General features: G+C 47.2%; 18 protein-coding genes. 3 read left to right on the plus strand and 15 right to left on the minus strand.

The features are described from left to right. Window positions 1–48 precede the first annotated feature (48 nt). The 3 genes from BMY62_RS07195 to BMY62_RS07210 all read left to right on the plus strand — a co-directional run bounded on the left by BMY62_RS07195 (window position 49) and on the right by BMY62_RS07210 (window position 3,695). Window positions 49–1,155 (plus strand): aromatic ring-hydroxylating oxygenase subunit alpha, encoded by a 1,107-nt coding sequence (locus BMY62_RS07195; protein WP_090658129.1) that lies wholly within the window; start codon window positions 49–51, stop codon window positions 1,153–1,155. A 19-nt stretch (window positions 1,156–1,174) separates the two neighbouring features. Beyond that, on the plus strand, window positions 1,175–2,041 hold the full coding sequence (locus BMY62_RS07200) for a DMT family transporter (protein ID WP_256207480.1): 867 nt from the start codon (window positions 1,175–1,177) through the stop codon (window positions 2,039–2,041). Window positions 2,042–3,107: 1,066 nt separating this feature from the next. Beyond that, window positions 3,108–3,695 carry a hypothetical protein gene (locus tag BMY62_RS07210; RefSeq protein ID WP_090658135.1) on the plus strand — a complete coding sequence of 196 codons (588 nt, stop codon included), beginning with the start codon at window positions 3,108–3,110 and terminating at the stop codon, window positions 3,693–3,695. Window positions 3,696–3,750: 55 nt separating this feature from the next. Here BMY62_RS07210 and cysG read toward each other — a convergent pair whose 3' ends face one another. The 15 genes from cysG to BMY62_RS07285 all read right to left on the minus strand — a co-directional run bounded on the left by cysG (window position 3,751) and on the right by BMY62_RS07285 (window position 18,633). Then, window positions 3,751–5,142, minus strand: coding sequence for a siroheme synthase CysG (gene cysG / locus BMY62_RS07215; RefSeq protein WP_090658174.1), 1,392 nt, complete (start codon window positions 5,140–5,142; stop codon window positions 3,751–3,753). A 42-nt stretch (window positions 5,143–5,184) separates the two neighbouring features. Continuing rightward, window positions 5,185–5,919, minus strand: coding sequence for a type II secretion system protein (locus BMY62_RS07220; protein WP_090658137.1), 735 nt, complete (start codon window positions 5,917–5,919; stop codon window positions 5,185–5,187). Further along, window positions 5,920–6,321: a type II secretion system protein gene (locus BMY62_RS07225; RefSeq protein ID WP_090658139.1), complete on the minus strand. Its 402-nt coding sequence runs from the start codon at window positions 6,319–6,321 to the stop codon at window positions 5,920–5,922. Window positions 6,322–6,331: 10 nt separating this feature from the next. Then, window positions 6,332–6,853, minus strand: a complete 522-nt coding sequence (locus tag BMY62_RS07230) for a type II secretion system protein (RefSeq protein ID WP_090658141.1) — start codon at window positions 6,851–6,853, stop codon at window positions 6,332–6,334. Further along, window positions 6,854–9,169, minus strand: coding sequence for a secretin and TonB N-terminal domain-containing protein (locus BMY62_RS07235; RefSeq protein WP_090658143.1), 2,316 nt, complete (start codon window positions 9,167–9,169; stop codon window positions 6,854–6,856). It lies immediately after the preceding gene. After that, a complete protein-coding gene (locus tag BMY62_RS07240; RefSeq protein ID WP_090658176.1) occupies window positions 9,169–9,759 on the minus strand; it encodes a hypothetical protein in 591 nt (196 codons plus the stop codon). Before BMY62_RS07240 ends, BMY62_RS07235 begins: the two co-directional genes overlap by 1 nt. A 5-nt stretch (window positions 9,760–9,764) precedes the next feature. Further along, window positions 9,765–10,358, minus strand: a complete 594-nt coding sequence (locus BMY62_RS07245; RefSeq protein WP_090658145.1) for a hypothetical protein — start codon at window positions 10,356–10,358, stop codon at window positions 9,765–9,767. Then, the gene (locus BMY62_RS07250; RefSeq protein ID WP_090658146.1) at window positions 10,340–10,891 is read right to left on the minus strand and encodes a PilN domain-containing protein; all 552 of its coding nucleotides are present in this window, start codon (window positions 10,889–10,891) and stop codon (window positions 10,340–10,342) included. The genes BMY62_RS07245 and BMY62_RS07250 overlap by 19 nt, the downstream gene beginning before the upstream one ends. Next, the gene (locus BMY62_RS07255; RefSeq protein WP_090658148.1) at window positions 10,888–11,715 is read right to left on the minus strand and encodes a hypothetical protein; all 828 of its coding nucleotides are present in this window, start codon (window positions 11,713–11,715) and stop codon (window positions 10,888–10,890) included. The genes BMY62_RS07250 and BMY62_RS07255 overlap by 4 nt, the downstream gene beginning before the upstream one ends. Then, entirely contained in the window at window positions 11,696–13,387 is a 1,692-nt protein-coding gene (locus BMY62_RS07260; RefSeq protein WP_090658149.1) for a GspE/PulE family protein, read from the minus strand. Before BMY62_RS07260 ends, BMY62_RS07255 begins: the two co-directional genes overlap by 20 nt. Continuing rightward, entirely contained in the window at window positions 13,384–14,568 is a 1,185-nt protein-coding gene (locus BMY62_RS07265) for a type II secretion system F family protein (RefSeq protein ID WP_090658151.1), read from the minus strand. Before BMY62_RS07265 ends, BMY62_RS07260 begins: the two co-directional genes overlap by 4 nt. A 16-nt stretch (window positions 14,569–14,584) precedes the next feature. Continuing rightward, a complete protein-coding gene (gene gspG / locus BMY62_RS07270; protein ID WP_090658178.1) occupies window positions 14,585–15,019 on the minus strand; it encodes a type II secretion system major pseudopilin GspG in 435 nt (144 codons plus the stop codon). A gap of 84 nt (window positions 15,020–15,103) precedes the next feature. After that, complete coding sequence (locus tag BMY62_RS07275; protein ID WP_090658153.1) at window positions 15,104–15,787, minus strand: zinc metallopeptidase; 684 nt, start codon at window positions 15,785–15,787, stop codon at window positions 15,104–15,106. A 328-nt stretch (window positions 15,788–16,115) separates the two neighbouring features. Continuing rightward, window positions 16,116–17,504, minus strand: a complete 1,389-nt coding sequence (locus BMY62_RS07280) for a KamA family radical SAM protein (RefSeq protein ID WP_256207481.1) — start codon at window positions 17,502–17,504, stop codon at window positions 16,116–16,118. A 748-nt stretch (window positions 17,505–18,252) separates the two neighbouring features. Then, a complete protein-coding gene (locus BMY62_RS07285; protein WP_256207482.1) occupies window positions 18,253–18,633 on the minus strand; it encodes an exosortase system-associated protein, TIGR04073 family in 381 nt (126 codons plus the stop codon). Window positions 18,634–19,022: the final 389 nt, after the last annotated feature.

Consider the following 19,022-nt stretch of genomic DNA (forward strand, 5'->3'; position numbering starts at 1 on the left):
GCTGTCAGTAATACACTGCGGAGAACGGATTAAGATAGGATATTTAACATGTCTGACATGACAGAAATTGCGCAACTGGCCGGATCATCTATCCAGTTGCCCATTGAATGGTATTTCAACCCCAAGATACTGGAGGCCGAAAAAAAACTTTTGTTCGACAACGGTCCAGGCTATATCGGCCATGAAGTCATGGTGCCGGAGGTCGGAGATTACTATGTGCCCGAATGGCTGCATCATGCTAAAATTCTGGTCCGTCATCAAGAGGGTATCGATTTAGTTTCCAATATCTGCCGTCACCGCCAGGCACGTATCCTCGAAGGCAGGGGCAACACAAAAAGTATTGTTTGTCCCCTGCATCGCTGGACGTATGCACTGGATGGCCAGTTACTGGGCGCACCGCACTTTGATCAAAATCCCTGTTTGCATCTGGAAAGAACACCGCTGCAAAACTGGAATGGCCTGTTATTCAACGGTAAACGCACAGTCGCTCAAGACATGGCCGGTCTCGGCGTAATGCATGATTTTGATTTTTCCGATTACCTGCTCGATACCATACGAATCGACCACTATAATTGCAACTGGAAAACCTTCATTGAAGTATATCTGGAAGACTACCATGTCGATCCTTTTCATCCAGGGCTTGGCAATTTCGTCAGCACTGCCGATCTAACCTGGGAGTTTGGAGACTGGTACAGCGCCCAAACTGTTGGCGTCAACAGCGGGCACCTCAAACGCTCCGGGACACCCGTATACGAAAAATGGCAGCAACAGGTTTTGGCTCACCATGAAAACGAGCTACCACAACATGGTGCAATATGGTTACTATATTTTCCAAATATCATGCTGGAATGGTATCCGCACACACTTGTTATCAGCACCATCATACCTACCGGCACTGAGCACTGTATGAACGTTGTTGAATTTTATTACCCTGAGGAAATGGTGCTTTTCGAGCGCGAATTTGTCGAAGCAGAGCAGGCCGCCTATATGGAGACTGCTGCAGAGGATGAAGAAATATGCAGACGCATGACTGAAGGTCGCCAGGCTTTATATAAATTATCTATCAACGAAACGGGACCTTATCAAATGCCCATGGAAGCAGGCATGGTCCATTTCCATCAGTTTCTCCGTCGCGAAGTAGCACCATTTCTGTAAACATATTCATACTCAAGCAATGCGATCATTCTGGATGCTTGTAGCCGCTTTTTTATTTGCCTGCATGGGAGTTCTGGTCAAACTCAGCGCGGGTCATTTTACCAGTATTGAACTGGTGTTCTACCGGTCCTTGATAGGTGTCGGGATCACCTATTTGTTTGTACGCCATCACCGCCTCACACTAAAAACCGGCCACTGGAAAACACATTGCAGCCGGGGTCTGGCGGGACTCGGCAGTCTGTTGATGTTTTTTTACTGCATCACCGAATTGCCGCTGGCCACCGCTATTTCACTCAACTACACCTGGCCACTGTTTATGGCATTGTTTTCAACTTTTATTCTCAGGGAACAGTTGCACTGGCCAATGGCCTTTGCCATCGCACTGGGATTTGTCGGTGTCGTATTCCTGTTGCGACCGACGCTGGATAATGACCATTGGATAGCCGCATGCCTTGGACTGGCCTCCGGTTTCTTTGCTGCAATTGCCTATCTGAATGTCCGCCAACTGGGCAGCCTGGGTGAATCTGAATGGCGAGTCGTGTTCTACTTTACGCTGATCAGCACACTGATTACAGGCGCGTGGCTGCTGCTGACCGCATTCAACCCTGTTACGCTACAAAATATTAATCTGCTGATCGGTATTGGCATCACCGCCACACTGGCACAACTGGCAATGACACGCGCCTACCGCACGGGCACAACGCTGGTTGTCAGTTCACTGGGCTACAGCACCGTTCTGTTTGCGGGGATTTGGGGCATTCTGGTCTGGAATGACACTCTGCCCTCTGTTGCCTGGCTTGGCATGAGTTTCATTATTGCGGGCGGTGCCTTAAGCGGTATTCTTGGGCACTACACAGCACTGAAAGCTCGCAATGACATATCCTAAACAGGACAGCTCACAATGAATTTATCAGTGATATCAAAAGCCATCCTCTTAACCTGCTATCGATCACATACTTTACCGAACAGATATGTTTACCCTGTTCAAATATAACAGTGCCCGAACAAGAAAACGTATTTTGAAATGCAGACAGAAAAACACCGGCCAGCGGCCGGTGTTTTTCTGTTTTTATTATTATTATTTATGAATACGCGTAAAGCTGTTGTTTTTGCCTAAACTACAAGCGATTCCAGTATCAGGAACATAAACAAAACAATAATCATTGCATAATAGGTTTTAGGCAGTTTTTCCTTTTTCATGATTTTCTCCTCATTTAATAAAGTTAATAAAAATAACGACTCAGTAAAGCTTGTTTAACAAATTTGACGCACATCATAACATAAAGTTCACAAAAACTTTACAAAAATTTCACAATTAATTGACAAAAACTTCACAAATTCTTTACTTTTATAAATACCTTTTAAAATCATAGGCTTTTATTCTATATGCCACCCCGGCAATATATGAATGCAAGCATGATACTCAAACTAGTGCTCTTTCAATATGATATTGCCGCGTTCAGTGCGCTTGTCAGCGCTCATGGCAAGGCGTGTCTTGCAGGAAATAGTCATTCTATTACCAAAAGACACAACACAGTCCATGGGCGCTGACAAGCGCACCCACCGGACGTTACCGTGGTGTCCTGCAGCCGCGTTACAGTACTTGAAAAGGGAATAACCCTTTCCCGTGTACTGTGCCTTGCTGCATAACACCACGATAACGCTGTACCTGACAATATCATATTGAAAGAGCACTAGGAGTCCAGCCTTCTCAAGCTGATAACCACAATAGCCGTAATAATTAACCATACTTTTGTGTAATTACAGTTTAAAAGACAAGATAAGAATTTTTCATATTTTATAAACTAGAACATGATATTATCTTCCGCTTTTGAGCTATTGCATTAAATACAAATACTTTCTGCGGCACGTCCTGAAGAACATTAGTGTCTACTGGCATGCATCCACTGCTCGCGCAACAATGCTGTATGCCAATACAAAGGAATAATTTGATGAAAAACCAACTGTTATGCTTCTTAGTATTAATGTTTTCCGGAACCATTCATGCCGCAATAATTGATGGCTTTAACGGCCCCTATCATGTCGCCAACTGGTCTACAACAAACGGTCTCACAGGTGAACTGAGTGTCGACAATCCAACGGCACAATCAATAAATTTCGAAATCGCCAACCCTTCCTACACCTATCCGGTTAATACTTTCCTTGAATTACAAACGGTGGCGGCCGGAACAGGAATGGTTTCGTTTGATTTAATCATGAGCCTTCTTTTCAGACCATTTGGCGCCTATGCGCCTACCCTGACGTTCTTTACTGTAGTGGACGGTATTCATTCAGTTGAGGCTACACACAATTTGGATAACAGTCTGTTTCAACATGTAGACATCATGGTTCATAACGGCCAGCGTTTTGGATTCAGATTCGATGCACAGAATGTTCAACAGGGTGTATTCACCGGCGCAACAATTACAAACTTCAGCGCGCCTGTTTCAGAACCGGCTACATTGTTAATGGCCGCGACAGGCGTCATGATAATGTTGCGCCTGAATCGTAGTAAAAAAGGGAAACTGCGGCCTAGATAACTGAGCTGAATAACGATTTTTCTATTCTTTATACTTTAACAGCAAACCTGCACCATCACTCTTGGTCAGCTTCAAACCAGGCCAGTCTCTGGTGCAGTCGCACAACTTCGCCAACGATAATCAGCGTTGGTGCTGTAAGCTTCGCATCAGTCGCCAGTTTCGGCAGTGTCTCCAGCGAGCCGGTTACGACCTTTTGTGTTTGCGTGGTACCCTGCTGAATAATGGCAGCCGAGGTATTGGCCGGACAACCGTGGGCGATTAATTGCTGACACAATACTGGCAGACCTAACAATCCCATGTAAATGACAATCGTCTGATTCGGTCGCACCAACGAAGACCAGTCAAGATCAAGACCATTGTGCTTCAGATGTCCCGTCACAAAAATACAAGATTGCGCATAATCACGGTGTGTAAGCGGAATACCAGCATACGCCGCAACACCTGAAGCGGCAGTAATACCGGGCACAACCTGAAATGGAATCCGATGGTCTGTCAGCGTTTCAATTTCCTCACCGCCCCGACCAAATATAAACGGATCACCCCCTTTGAGTCTGAGTACACGTTTGCCTTCTTGCGCCAGCCGCACCAGCAGCTGGTTTATGGTTTCCTGACTCAGTGTGTGGTGGTTACGTTCCTTACCGGCATAAATACGTTCGGCATCACGCCGAACCAGGTTCAGAATATCCGGCGATACCAACCGGTCATAGACAACCACATCGGCCTGCTGCATCAACCGCATGGCGCGGAATGTCAGCAAATCGGGGTTACCAGGTCCCGCACCGACCAGGTAAACTTCGCCTTGGGGGGTGTTATCCAATGCATCTTTCAGCAATTGCTGAAAATAATCTTGCGCAGAACTGTCTTTTCCAGCCAATACCATTTCTGCAAACCGGCCTTGCAAGGCTTTTTCCCAAAACAGTCGCCTGTTCTTTTTGTGCACAAAATGCTCTTTTACCAGAGGGCGGAATTTTGCCGCATAGGACGCCAAGCGGGCATATGCATGCGGAATCAATGTTTCCAGCTTGGAACGCACTATTCTGGCAAGCACAGGTGCGTGTCCCCCACTGGAAATAGCGATCATCAACGGCGATCGGTCAACGATTGCGGGCATGATAAATGTACATAATTCAGGACTGTCCACCACATTGACGGGAATATTTGTTGCAGCGGCAGACTCGTATATCGTACGGTTTGCAATTGAATCACTGGTTGCTGCTATGACCAGCGTGCATCCCTTCAGATGGTCTGGGTCGAATCCGTTTGCATCATGCGTGATTTTATTCTGCTGCAGCAGCACTGCCACCGGTTCAGCCAGCGAGGGCGCAACGACATGAACCGCTGCTCCCGCTTCGAGCAACAACGAAATTTTGCGAAAAGCCACGGAACCGCCCCCAACAACCAGGCAGCGCTGATTCCTGACATTCAGGAAAACGGGCAGAAAATCCATTTCATGTGCACCATACAAATCAATACATGCTTACTGGTTATTTCAACGCGCAAACGGATTCTGTCCTGTTTGTCCGCCCGCAGGTGGCGCAAAGGGAGACGCAGATGAAGTCGTGCCGCCACCAGATGTTCCTGTACCACTCGAAGCACCGAACGGCGAGGAGGACGTACCCGCCGATCCTGATTGATTCTGCTGGTTTGCCTTGTTTTCTCCTCCGGCATCCCTTGAAAAAACAAACTGCCAATCCTGATAGGTTTCTGCCTCTGTAAATTTGGCAAAATGGTCCGGGAAATTGTCCTTTTTCAAAGGCTGTTGCTCGGAAAGACTGTACACTCCGGTGATGCCCTTGCGCGAACTGATTTGACTTCCTCCCAATGTGTTACTGGCGGGACTGGCAGGATTCGCATTTCCTGCACTATTATTCTGGCTCTGTGCCTGTTGCGGAACTGCTTCTTCTTCAACAACCCCCCATTTATCCTCCATTGTCATGGGATCGATATAAATTTTTCTTAAATGTCGCACTGTCGCAGGACCGCGCTTGTCCTCCAGTAATTCTTCCAATGATTCAGGATATTCACGAACGCCTGCTACCTGGCTGTTATAGTATGACATGATTGCCTTTCTATACTGATCACCTATGAACAACAACTCCAATTCTTTCTCGCGCTTCATTTTTATCTGCCATACCTGCCCTGTAGCTGCCAGCACTATACCGGCCGCCGTCACAGCAAACAGCGCCCAGAGGTAAACAAAACCCTTGTCCGAACGCTTCTTCATTTACCATTCTTCATAAAATGTTCCATCCAGCGCCCTGCCTGTAAAACCGCTATGAACATCATAGACACCTTCTTCATCCTCATTTGGGGAAGGCATTTCAACCCATGTCATATTACTTTCGGTCATCGGGTCAATGGGTACACTGCGCAAATAGCGCCTGTCAACGAGTTCCTCGAGATCAAGCGGATATTTTCCAAAATCTGCGTAATACTGATCGATTGCGTCACGCATGATCTTGAGATCTTGACGCAAAACCGCCTCTTTGGCTTTCTCGACAGAGTTAAAATAGCGTGGTGCGACAATACTCAACAACGTGGCGATGATAGCCATTACCACCAGTAGCTCAATCAACGTAAATCCGGCCTCATCGCTCACAACTGCAACCTGTTTTTTTGGGTACATTAGCGCACAATTACCACTTGGAATATTCAACACCATTCAAACCAATCGCTTCCGAAAGTGAATAAATATCGAAAACATCATCGCCTTCCTTGGGATTTTCAGCTGAACTCTCATAACTGCGAAGCCCCCAGGTTTCGGCTGCCGGCGTCTGTTCGATCCCGGCAACATCCATATCCTCAAACATCGGATCACGCGGCAGGCGCCGCAAAAAATAAATATTTTTCGGATCAGCGCTTTTAATGTCAGGCACACCCCTGATCAGATCCTCAAGCGTTGGCGGATAACCGGATTCGTCCGCCTTTATCTCAATGCGACCGTCATCTGCAGCCTGTTTATACGCATCAATTGCATTACGTATCTGACGTAGCGCAATGCGCAGCTCCTGTTCCTTCTCGCGCTTGACCGTCAGCTCGCGTAACGGCATAGCGGCAGTAGCCAATACTGCCATGATGGCAAGCACTATCATCAACTCGATGAGTGTAAAACCGCGTTGCTGATGGAATTTGCGGAAACAGGTCTTGTACCAAATCATTTACTGAATTTTTATAGTCGCAGGTTCTGGTAGTGAGATCTCTAGTGACTCACCCGTCTCGGAATCTTCACCGGCGGCGCTCTGCACGCTGATCTCTGTCTCGCCCTCATTGGGTGTAATCACTTTGAAACGTAACTGCGCGGCCATGCCACTGGGTTCGTTCTTGCCGAATTTAATCGAATGGGTTCCCGTGTTGCCGGATCCGTCAAGCAGTTCCAGCATATCCGAGTCATAACTGACCAGCGCTTCGCCGGATACCGTGGCCCTGGCGCCGACCAGCCTGACTCTCACGGAAAATTCCTTTTCAAATGTCATGAGACTTGGAGCCTGTATTGTCAGTGTTGGTTCACCTGCGGCATTGATAGCAGCCTGTTGCGCAAACGGATTAGGCGGAACCCTTGAACCGTCAGACGAAAACGCTTGCGCTCCCCGGCTTAATATTGAGGATGCGCCCCCCCTGCCCGCAGGACCGACAGGTGCCATCGCCAGACCACCGGCCGATGTTTTGCGTATCCTGACAGGCAGTTTACCAGCCTCGTTGGAGGTACCGTAATGAAATTCGCTTTCGAGATGGCTTTGCTGCGAAATATTGCGAATAATGCGCGGCGTCAGCAGCAATACTATCTCGCGCTTGGTTCGATCAACTTTTTGTCCGGAAGTCAGGCGATCCAAACCCGGAATATTGATCAAGCCTGCCAAGCCCTTGACAGCACGGTTATCCAATTCCTCAAGCAAACCAGCCAGTACTTGCGTTTCACCGTCTTTCAAGACCAGAATAGTTTCCGCATTGGTCGTCGAAATCACGGGGGCCGTACTTCGCCCATCTGGAGCAGGGCGACTACCAGTAATGTTACTGACCTCAAGCTGGATTTTCATCGTCACTTCATTGTTGGTACTGATTACCGGCTCGATATCCAGTTTCGTACCAACGTCAATAAATGTCGGTGTCGACGTCACCACGGCACTCACACCCGCTGCAACGTTAGATGTAAAAACTGGTTCCTTGGTACCAATATGAAATTTTGCCGCCTCACGGTTCTTGACCCGCACACGCGGATTTGCGAGCACATCATCCAGCGAGACGTTTTGTAGAAAATCCAGTTTGACCTGGTCAGTTATAGCAAAGCTTTTTAAATTTGGAAAACCCGCGTTACTGATCGCATCAAAGGTTACCGACGCCGCCGCGTCGGCACCCGGCACAGCCGCGCGAGTAAAACTGAAGCTAGCACTTTGCGGCAGATTGGGTCCTAATAGAAAATTATTAGTGCGGCTCACAGTTAGTATCAATACTTCAAGCATCACTTCCGGCTCGGGCAGATCGTTCAGCGACACAAGCTTTTCGACCATACGAATCGCCTCCAGCGTATCGCGCATGATAAAAAGATTCAGTTGTTCATTGACATAAATATCCTTGGCCTTGACCAGCCCCCGAACCATGGCCACCATTTGCTTGACATCAGTATAGGCCACATGAAAACTGCGCACCATCAATTCCTGGTATTCCTTTTGCTTGGCCGGTGTATTTGGATAAATCAACAGCGAATTGTCATTCAGACGTGTGTATGCCAGCTGATTGGTCATCAGCAGCAATTTAAGAATATCTTCGACCGTGTTGTCGCGCACGAATACAGAAATTTTGGCTTCCTGCCGCACATCCTTGTCAAAAACGAAATTGACACCCGCCGTTCGCGACATGATTTCAAAAACGGACTTGAGCTCGGTGTCTTTGAACTCCATTGACAGCGGTTTCTCGAACGCGGTTTCCAATGTCAGGTCCATGCTCTCTGCACGGGCAATATGCTTATTGAGTTCTTTGATAAATTCGCGCGCCTGCGGTTGCATCGGGTTTTCCTGCAGTACGGTCCTGACCGCTTTTTCAGCGCCCTCCACATCATTAAGCGCCAGCAACTGCTCTGCGTATTCAACAGAAGCGATATGATGACGATCCTGTCCGACAGCATCCAGCCCTGCCTGCGCTCGCTCATTGCGCGGGAACAGATCAAGAATCCGCATGAATTTTTCTTCAGCAAGATCCAGTTCGCCGGACAGGCGCGTGTCAGTAGCATCCGCAAGCATTTGACTAAGAACAGCATCACGCTGACGTAAGAGTACAGCACGAATTTCCTTATTATTCGGTGCCTCCTGTGCTGCCTGCTCCAGCCTCATCAATCCCAGCTCCAGTTCACCGCTTTGAATCAGTTGCTGTCCCTCTTCAAACGCCTTGTTGCGGGTACCGAACGTTTTGTTATTTATCGCGCAACCACTGATAATGAAAGTCGTTATCAATAAAAAAACAGCGCATTTATCCGTTCTCATCAAAATTTTCCTGTCTGCTGATCATTTATAGAAAGCGTTTGTTTTACGTTCAGCGGCAAATAGGTCAAAGTGACCGATTCATCATTGACGGTGTCCAGACGGTATTTTTCATCGACCTTTTCACCAATTCTGGCTATGAAGTTTTCATCATCCTGCGCAAGAAAAACCCAGGTTTTGTTGCCTTCAATGGCCTTTCCGATATATTTAAACTGCAGCGGCGGTGGTGTCGGTGCCGGAGGAGTTGCTTTTGCTTTCGCTCTGGCCTCGGCCTCGGCACGTTTCTGTGCATTGATCGCCTGCTGCTGCGGGCTGATCGGCGGACGTTTTGGCGCCCATGAAGTTGACGCAAACAGCTCCCCAGCCTGCGGATCGAACTTTCTCTGACCAAGCTGACCGATGTTAAGATAATCATTCTGTACGGCTGGTGCGTCTACTCTCTCTGATGTCGACCGCTTCATTGGTTTTGGTGCAACGGGCTGCGCCGTATCTACAGTCATCTCTTCTTCATCTTCGACCAGCACAACCGCTATCAGTGTTGCCGCCAGCGCCAGGCCAATAATCGTTTTTCGCTTTTTTTCTGCTGCATCCATGGTATTCATTCATTCAGATAAAGGCTCATCTCGAATCGCACCTCAAGCAGTGCAGACTGGACATTGTCGCGTTTAATGGAAAATCCTGTGATTGCCAGTGCCGGGACAGCTTCCAGCGCATCTGCCATGAATGCGCGAATCTGGGCATACCGGCCTGAGACGGGCATAGTGATATCATATCGGGACAACCGCCAGTCCCGTTCTAATGTCAATCGAAAATCACCGCTGTTAATCTCAAGACCCTGCTTTTGCGCGACACGCACCAGTTCGCGTATCCAGAACGGCGATGAATCAAAACGAGGAAAAAAATTATAAAACTGCTGTAGTGCCTGGTCGTTGGTCAGTTTTTTTTCAACAACAGGTGTGCCGTCAGATCCGGATTGAACTTGCAGCCTTAGTATTTTTTCGCGTTCCCTCAGCGTCTCCAGCGCATTTTGTTCCGGCAAAACAGCACCTATAAAAAAAATACCGGCGACGACCAGCAGGCCCACGCCAATTTTACCGGTATTTCCCAAACGTGCCATCTGCCAGCGGAGTAACAGCATAATCCGCTGACTTTGCGCCAGTATGACATCGCGCCTCAAGATTTTGTTGTCCATATGGTGGTTAACAGAAAATCGACTGGACGATAGGGATTGTCCTGTTTGATTTTGTAGTTGACAAGATGCGCTTTCTCAAAAATGGCTTCACGTTCCATCGCTTCAATAAAATCGAGTAATACGGCCATATTTCTCGCTTCCCCGCTAATCCGCAAAACCCGGTTAGAAACATTTGGTTGTAGCGCCAGTAACGCAATATCTTCGGTGACAATATGTTCTATGGCATCAAACAACGCTTCCCAGGGCAAATTGATCTGTCCTAAAATGATATTGGCATTCTGCAGTTCCTTGCCGATCTCGTGGCCAATCTCACGTTTACGCGATGAAGGGCGTGAGCGTGAAACCGCAGCGTTACCGGATTGCTGTTTTTCCAGGCGCTCGACACGCGCACTCAGCGTGCCCGATTCTTCGGCAATTTGCCTGAACTGGTAAAAAGCAACCAGTACGGCGAACAATCCTATGCACAACAGTGTCATATCAATAGTGCGCGACTGCTGACCCGAATAAGGAAAAGATAATTTTAGTCGGGTCATGTCCCTTCCTTCCGCCAGTCCGCTATAACAACCGGGAAATGTCTTGGCACAAAAATTCGATCACTTTGTAATGGTACAGTTTGCCAGCCGCTTTCAATGGGCAGCGTCAATTCCGGATGTTCCGGTGCAAATAGAAAAACCTGCTCGGCAGATTCTTTCTGACCTGACAATACGGCTTCCTGGTCCAGCGTTGCCCATAACTCACCGACCGTGTCATTCAAAACACGCTGATTTCGTATATTCCGCCAGACACCATCTTCCAGCAAGGCAACACAAATCCGGCCAGTTTCAACCAAGGCGACAAAAGACCTGTGCCTGTCCAGTACTTTTTTCCATGTATCCATAACCGCGGTCAAATACGGTTCGATACCTTCAAGCGTGATTTGATGTCGTGCTGATAACTCCTCAAGTTTGACAAGCAAATCCTGTGAAATCGCCGCGCAGACAGCACCATATAGAGGATTCCATGAGCTGATACTGAGCACCCATTGATCTACGCGCGCACCATAAATCTCCCGCATACGGAAATTCGCATACGCCAGCACTTCCTCGGGTGAGGTAATTTCGGATTGTGGCGGCAGGGTTACATAACGAACAAAATGATTTGAAAGTGTTATTCTCATACTGACGCCAGCAGTTTCAGCCAACAATAGCTCCAGTTGCTGCACGGTCTGCAACCACGCCGGATACGCACCTGCATCATTATCAATCAGCTCAGTAGTCACAGGCAATTGCACTGGTTTTATGCCACGTTTTGAGCGTGCCAGATCTATACGTCCGGGTGCAAGAAACGCTTCTAGTCGATCACGCCACAATGGTGACACGATTGGCCTCCTCTAAACTGGTTTCACCTTTCCTGACCATGTCCAGCGCGGCCTCACGCAAGAACTTGGTACCGTTTGCTCTGGCCGCTTCCTTGATTTTGCGTATCGGTTCCTGAGCCACAATCAGTTCTCGAATTTCATCATTCAAAATCAGTATTTCTGAAATTGCATGGCGTCCGCGATAGCCGCTGCCACGACACTGACCGCACCCTTTTCCAATTCGGAATACAAAGCTGCCCACAGCTTCTGGTTCGATACCGGCCTCTTTTATCTGTTCGTCAGTCGGACGTTCATCCACTGTACAGTGCGGGCATAACAAGCGCACCAGCCGCTGTGCAGCGATACCATTCAACGCCGATACAAAACTATAGGGGTCCACGCCCATATGGGCAAAGCGGCCTATCACATCAAACACATTGTTGGCATGTACCGTGGTGAAAACCAGATGCCCCGTCAGTGCAGCCTGTATCGCAATCTGTGCCGTTTCAGCGTCGCGAATCTCGCCCACCATGATTTTATCGGGATCATGCCGCAGGATTGAACGCAGCCCTCGTGCAAATGTCAACCCTTTTTTTTCATTGACCGGAATTTGCAGCACCCCCGCCAGCTGATATTCGATCGGATCCTCAATGGTGATAATCTTGTCACTGCCCCGATTAACCTCTGAAATGGCTGCGTATAGCGACGTTGTTTTTCCACTTCCGGTCGGACCGGTAACCAGCAACATACCATAAGGTTCTGAACTGAGCCGACGCAAAGTTGCAATATCCGGGGCGCTAAATCCCAAATGGTTCAGTGTCAGTCCTTCCACATGATCAGACAATGCCTGACGATCCAGAATCCGCAATACAGCATCTTCTCCGAAGATACTCGGCATGATGGAAACCCGGAAATCAACTTCCCTTCCCTGTATGGATACTTTGAAACGTCCATCCTGTGGCACGCGCCGCTCAGCGATATCCAGTTCTGACATCACTTTAATTCTGGAAATCACCTGCTCGGCCAGATCGGCGCCCTTGATCACACCCACCGACATCAGAACGCCATCAATCCGGTATTTGATCGACAGTGCGCCAACCACCATTTCCAGATGTATATCGCTTGCCTGTGATTTGTGAGCATCATACAGTGTTGAATGCACCAGACGGACCACCGGGCTGGTACCTTCGTTAATGGTTTTTAATGAAAGATCTTCAATGGTGCTCTGAATTTCATCCAGATTCTGATCTGGCAATACATGATCCATGGCACGCATATTTTTTTCCTGCTGCGTGAAGAAAGCCGCCAAATCAGCAGGATGCACCAGACGCCACGCAATTTTCATTTCAAAACGTTCTTCAGCCCACAACCGCAGCTTCGGTGAAAACGGATTACTGATGACCAGTAAAAAATCGTTATCCGTTTTGAACAATACACATTCATGCCGTACCGCTTCGGCAAACGGCAGGATATCGAAAGCCGGCTCAAGTGCGTGGATTGTCTTCATCTCCAGTGCCGGAATGTGCAGCAGCTGCCCCAATTCCTGAATCAGTTCACTGGGCGAATATCCGCTGGTTTCCTCTAGCAGTTCAACTACCGAAACGCCCTGCTTGCTCGCCTGAGCATATGCGAAGCTGACATCATTGAGATTCAGCGATTGTTTTTTTGGGGATTGCGCGAGCGTCTCTGTCAATTGATACTTCCTGCAAGTTCAAAAATTGGCAAATACATCAAAATAATAATGCCGCCGATAACGACACCGATAACTGCCATCAGAATAGGTTCAATCAATTTTGTAGTCCACTCAACCCAACGGGCAATTTCCTCATCGTGAAAAGCGCCGATGCGCTCCATCATATCCCCCATAAGACCTGTGCGTTCACCAACTCTTAACATGCGATTACCCACGGCTGTCGTCAACCCCTCCATCTCCATCGCGCTGGAAATAGTTTGCCCTTCACGAATTCGATTCGCCGCCGCTTCGATCCTGGGTCGAAAGTGCGATTGCAACAAACCGCTGACCATTTGTAGTGCCTGCGTTATCGGAATACCACCGCGCTGCAGCATGCCCAGTGTCTTATAAAAACGGGCCAGTTGATAGACACGCATGTGCTCACCGATTGCAGGTATCCGCCACAGCAATTCCAGCACATAGACGCGAAATGTCTCTCGGCTGACTGCATAGGCTATAACCGCCAGCAACGTGAGGAAAAAAATGGCCAGTTCCCATCCATGCTCCTGAACGAAATGCCCCCATTCAATCAGTAATACAGACATCCAGGGCAGATCAGAGCCCATGTCATCATAGATAGCGCTGAATTTGGGCACCACAAAAATCAGCAAAAACAGCGACACCAGCAATCCCACAACCAGCAGCAACACGGGATAGATCGAAGCTCCTACCAGTTTCTTGCGGACGAAATCCATCTGTGTCTGGTATGTTACAAAACGTGTCAGGGCTTCTGCCAGATCACCCGTACGCTCACTCGCCCGAACCGTCGCAATATACAGCATTGGAAAAGCCTGAGGATATGATTCAAGCGCCTGTGAAAAAGTTATGCCTTCGTAGAGCCGCTCAAGTAAGCCGTGTATAAGCTTCCGGTTGCTTGCGTCCTGCTCTTTATCTACCAGTGTTTCCAGGCATTCCACAAGACTCAGGCCCGCAGTGATCAGCGACAACAACTCCTGACTGAAATGAACCAGCGGAAAACGCGTTCTGGACTTGAATGACAGGCCGGTAAATCTTCGCTTGACACTCAACACCATACCGCCCTGCTCTGTTACCTGGCGCCGGGCTTCTTCTTCGCTGTTTGCCTCAAGTTCAAGATTTACAGCGCCCTGGTCGGACATGACAGCTTTTACTTCATAACGCATGGTTCAATTGACCTGTTTACCAATTGGTAATATCAGCTGCCTCACCTTCTCCGCCAATCTGCCCATCCCTTCCCATTGAAAACAAATCGAACTCAGAATTTTCACCCGGATATTTGTATACGTAAGGACGGCCCCATGGATCATCGGGCGGCACTTTAGATAAATAAGGTCCCTGCCATTTAGGTTCATCGTTTGGCTGCGCTACCAGTGCAGAGAGCCCGTTTTCTGTTGTCGGATAGCTGCCAACATCGAGACGGTACTGGTGCAATGCTTTTTCCAGGGCATCAATCTGCGCCTGTGCCATTTTAATTTCAGATTTACCCACTTGTGAAAAATATTTCGGGCCGACATAAGCCGCCAACAGACCGATAATAACCATGACGACAAGTAATTCAAGCAAAGTAAAACCACGTTCAAACCAGACTTGTCGCTGCTTATATCCAAAATGCATCATATTGATCCTCTTTCAACACAAAATACTTCAATGATAACTCCTAATCATGAAAGAAATTTTAAACCACGGTCGTAACCGAACTTACCTGCGAAGTATCGCCCACCACCGGCCGATATTCAACAGTGTCATTAACGATGCTGAAACATAAGTCCATGCAGCCGCCCTCAGTATACGGCGTGCATGTTTTTCATCGCCTTTAATCAAATAACCGCCTTTATCCAGCATGGGCAGCGCGCGCGCAAAACTTGCGTGCATTTCCATCGGCAATGTAACCAAATGAACAAGTGTCGTCGCACCCAGCGTCAATAAACCCCCAACAAAAAATAACGCACCCGCCAGTGGCGCGCGCGTAATAATCATTATCAGCGGTGCAAACATTAAAATTGCCGCACCCAATTTTTCCGCCGGTGCAGCGATCTGAACCAAACGGGTACGTATTTTTAACGGCAGATATCCGTCACGATCCTGAACTGCATGGCCAACTTCGTGCGCTGCTACAGTAATAGCGGTCAACGACTTGCCATTATATTTATCCGGCATTAACCGAACTGCCTTGGCTAATGGGTCGTAATGATCACCTTGCTCTGTCATTTCGACCTTGACAGACTGCAGCTTGGCCCAATCCAGCAGAATTCGCGCAAGTTCAGCACCCGTTCCGGGATAACGGTCCTTTGGGTAACTATATTTTTCAAGTGTGTGCCTCACCCAGTAGGACGGTCCGTAAACTAATGCTGCAACAATGATGATAATGACTATATACAACATATCATGCCGGATTTCAGCTCGACTCCCGCAAAACAAATAATTTAAACCATATCAACAGTCAGGTAGCTCTGTATCAGACCGCCAGATAATGATAATTTCTCAAAAAAAACGGATACAAGAACAGCATTCAATCATCAATTTGTAGAAAGTACAGAATACCAAATCATGAAATGCTACCAGGCTGTAAAATAGCAGCCGTCAGACCCTGTAATGATGAATCATTTCGAATATACCTAAAAAACGACAGCTTGCATCGCTGACAGTCCTGGCACATGGCCCTGTTATCAATAGCACTTCAGCGAAACAAACTATCAAATTTTCAAAACACCTATTCATACACACGCGGACTGACTTGTTTAGTACGCATCGCATCATATTCATCCTGAAAGAAAAATTTTTCTTCCCCAAATGCCGGTTTTAAATGATCCAGCCAGGTGGCTTCGGGATCAAACCGTGCGAAAAAAGGACGCTGCACCCAGTCCGGATTACGCGCCTGAAGAAAACGTAAAACGAAAACCTGTTCGCCATTGATTTCTGAAATACCCTGGATTTCGACCTTGCCGGGTCCAGCACTCATGGACGGCCCTCGTGCAGTCCGACCCAACCCAGATACACGCTTCAACGCCTCGCGATAAACCTCCCAGGCACGCGCCAGAGGCACCTCAAAGTAACGGCGCGCACCTGTATCCCGCTCAACGAACATATAATACGGCACCAAACCCAGGCGTACTTGCTCTCGCCACATACGGGCCCAAACATCAGGATCATTATTGATATGGTTCAATAATGGTGATTGCGTGCGGATAACAACGCCAGATGCTCTCAGCCTGCTGACCGCCTCGTGCACAATGGGCGTTGACATTTCCTGCCAATGATTAAAATGCGCCATAATCGCGACATGCTTACCTGCTTTAACCATTCTTTCCAGCAACAATAACAACTGTGAGGAATCTTCATCACTGACATAACGCTGCGGCCAGAAACTTAATGATTTCGTTCCGATACGAATTGTCTGAACATGATCAAACTCCGGCCGAAGAAGCGGTTCGAGATAGGCCGACAAATGATCTGTCTTCATAACCATAGGGTCGCCGCCGGTTATTAACAGATCACTGATGCTTTTGTATTTTGCCAGATAATGATGCAGCTTTTGCGCCTCAGTATTCGAAAAACGCAAACTCTTGTCACCGATAAATTGCGCCCAACGAAAACAAAAACTGCAGAAACTATGGCACACCTGCCCCTGACCTGGAAAAAATAGCACTGTTTCTCGGTACTTGTGCTGAATGCCTTCTATCGGCTCATCATCTTCATAAGGCACGTTCAAAGATTGCTGCTCTGCAGGGTGCGGATTCAATCGCAACCTGATCTCATTCGCATTTTTCAGAATTACACTGCGATCATTCGTACTGCGCAGGACTGAGGCCATTTGATTATAATCATCATCCGACAACATGCCTTTCTGTGGAAATACCAGCTGGAAAATCGGGTCATCCGGCACATTTTGCCAGTTAATCAAATTGTCAATCACATATTTGTTCACCCTGAAGGGCAAAACATTTGCAACTACTTTCATCTCAAAGCGTTGTTCCTCAGACATCTGCTTTAACGCTTCGATCTTGTCAATTTGACGTTCTGTGTAAACCTGAAAATGCTCAGGTGCATTATATTGTGTTGTAAGAAACTGTTTTTTAATCAATGGTAATACGGGTGTCATACGCTTCTCCGTTAAAAAAAAATTGCTCAAAGGAGAAATTGCCACCAGATTGAATCATAATGACAAAGCCAAATTTTGCTTGATAAGATAAAACAATAATGTTTCTGATACGTTAAGCGGTATTCTTCATAAATTACAGGCAAACGCACATTATGAATAATCCGGTCTTTCTAACGCAGTGCTTTCTCACGGCACATCCCAGCAAGGCTTTTGCGGCTATCCCAAATATTAAATAGCCTTTAATATCAACTGTTTAATAAATTAATCAAATATAAAGCAATTCAGTTACTCAAAGTTAGATTATAACATGCACAAAAAATTGCTCTTATGAGCCCATTATTTCGCCAAATATCAGGACAAATGAATGAATTGGAGCATTTTTACCCTGTTTGTATCGACATTCACCAGGCTGCACTATTGTTAAAATCAGTTAAGATTTCATTTCATTCAAACTGATAGCACATCCCGAAGAATGATATTGGTGCAGCTTATCCTTGGATTTGGTAAAGGGAACTCATATGATAAAAACACAATATGCTTTTAAGGCAAACAGTACCCAGCTCATAAAATGCGAATTAAAAATAAAAACCCGAACCGGTAACGTATTTGTCTATCACGGCCTTTTCAACTCCACCGCAGCAGCCATCACAGATGCGATAAACAGGTTCGAAATTGCCACGATTTTTGTTCGTGCGGTTTAACTGGCAATAAAAACAGAAAACAGGCAAATCGGCAGCCAGCACCATACTCACCCGCCTGTTCTAAATGCAAGGTATTCCGATTCCTGGTAAAAATCATCCCAAATCAATGAAGGGTTTGGCGTTGGATAAGTCGGAAGCCAGAATGTCGCCAGATCCAGTACGCCACTACCTGTTCGGCTTGCCGTATGCACGGCTCCCCTGAGTATGCCCTCTGTCCAGCCAATAAACTGGCTCTGCTCTCTTTGATTCCATAAAATAATATTTTTAGGCAGCTCCAACCAGCCGGTCGCCACATTGGCAACACCACTCAATATCTTCATACCGGCTTTACTGAAATATGTGTCTGTGGCACTTTCCTGCGCAATGGCAGAAGACGAAAACAGGAGCGATAGACACAGCATCAATAAACACACGCATGTTCTCATCATGTTCAAATCCCTTTAAATGTGTCGATACCGATATGAAATAATAACCATCTTGCCGTATTTTCCCCAACAATATCACAGGTAGGAATTAAGCCACCGGCCTGGGTAAATCATATCGACTGAAAACAAGACAACAATCCGACGCAATAACCTGCGCCCAAACAACATCTTAACGTAATTATTAAAAAGCCGTATTGGATAATCAAAATCCGACCGGGCGCAGTGAACGGAATGTTTGGTAGATACAATTCTATAACTAGTTCCCATCCATAAACGTAACTCTATGAATTCATTTTTATAATTCATAGAAAATGGATGAAAACTCCAGTGGAGAGGTGTACAATTATAGTCAAGCCATTGATTATAAACAGAACACGAAACCACTGGAGGTG

Origin of the sequence: Nitrosomonas marina (assembly GCF_900111605.1) — a bacterium.
GTDB lineage: Bacteria > Pseudomonadota > Gammaproteobacteria > Burkholderiales > Nitrosomonadaceae > Nitrosomonas > Nitrosomonas marina_A.